The sequence below is a fragment of the Paracoccus sp. SY genome (assembly GCF_002901215.1).
In the GTDB taxonomy this organism is placed as follows: domain Bacteria; phylum Pseudomonadota; class Alphaproteobacteria; order Rhodobacterales; family Rhodobacteraceae; genus Paracoccus; species Paracoccus acridae.
On record NZ_NWMQ01000156.1, the window covers coordinates 1 to 971 of the forward strand.

At 59.3% G+C, this 971-nt stretch carries 1 protein-coding gene; it reads right to left on the bottom strand.

Going from position 1 to position 971, the window contains the following annotated elements:
- Positions 1–428 precede the first annotated feature (428 nt).
- On the bottom strand, positions 429–635 hold the full coding sequence (locus CK944_RS22280; RefSeq protein ID WP_103175199.1) for a cold-shock protein: 207 nt from the start codon (positions 633–635) through the stop codon (positions 429–431).
- Positions 636–971: the final 336 nt, after the last annotated feature.

A 971-nucleotide genomic window follows, 5' to 3' on the forward strand; every position in this document is an offset into this window, starting at 1 on the left:
CCGCCGCCAACCTTATCCATTCAAACGTCAGCTGCGCCCAATTGCCTGGCGCTTCTGTCTATGCGTGGGTCTGATGCTGCCAAGGCGCGCCTTTTTTCAGCATGGCGTTTGCGAAGGCGATGATAACCGGCTTATGCGGCTTGTGCGCAGGCCTTCTTCTTTCGCGGCCGCTTGGCCGCTGGTTGTTCAAGAGGGGTGGCGGCCGCCTCGGCATCCCGCGCCAGTCTGAGCCTTCGCAATCGCTTGCTGTTGGCGTCTCGCTGGCTGATCTCGCTCGAGATTATCTCTCTTGCCGCGTCGTTCGTTCGATCCCACAGGGTTTGTGACGCCGGGACCTTGAACAGGGCTTCGGCTTTTTTTTGAGGCCATTGTGTCGCTCCTCGATAAGTTGCCCGGCCCTGACAGGGCCGGGCACTGGGAGTCTGGGATCAGGCCAGTGTAAGGTTCGAGGCGGAGTCACGGCCATCGCGACCGCGTTCCACATCAAAGGTCACTGCCTGACCATCAGCCACCTGATGGATGCCGGCGCGTTCCAGCGCCGAGACGTGAAGGAAAACGTCCTTCGTGCCGTGTTCGGGCTCAATGAAGCCAAAACCTTTAGTTGCGTTGAACCATTTCACGGTGCCGTTGGCCATCGTGAGATCTCCTTATTGGTGCCACCCGCTGAATGCGATGGCCTGGCTTGGCGTCATCAAAGAGCGACTGAAGCCAGAAGGAGACAGAAGTCGAAGGAACAGCGTTGCCATAGACAGGTGGGCATCATACCGCCCCATTACAAGGGCGGTGCGATGGCGTCCCGAGGCGTGGCGTCGCTGACAGGGGTCATCATTGCCCGACGTTATTCCTTCAACCGGCCCGGATCGCGTTTGGCGCAGCGGAAAGAAGGCTGATCGCGCATCCGCCAATCGTGGATGCCGGAGACGTGTCTATCTATTCTGAATTCGACGGCCTACCCTGCGAAAATCCGTCGC

Coding starts and splice junctions, on each gene's coding strand:
- CK944_RS22280 (WP_103175199.1), bottom strand. CDS start 635: ATGGCCAACGGCACCGTGAAATGGTTCAACGCAACTAAAGGTTTTGGC.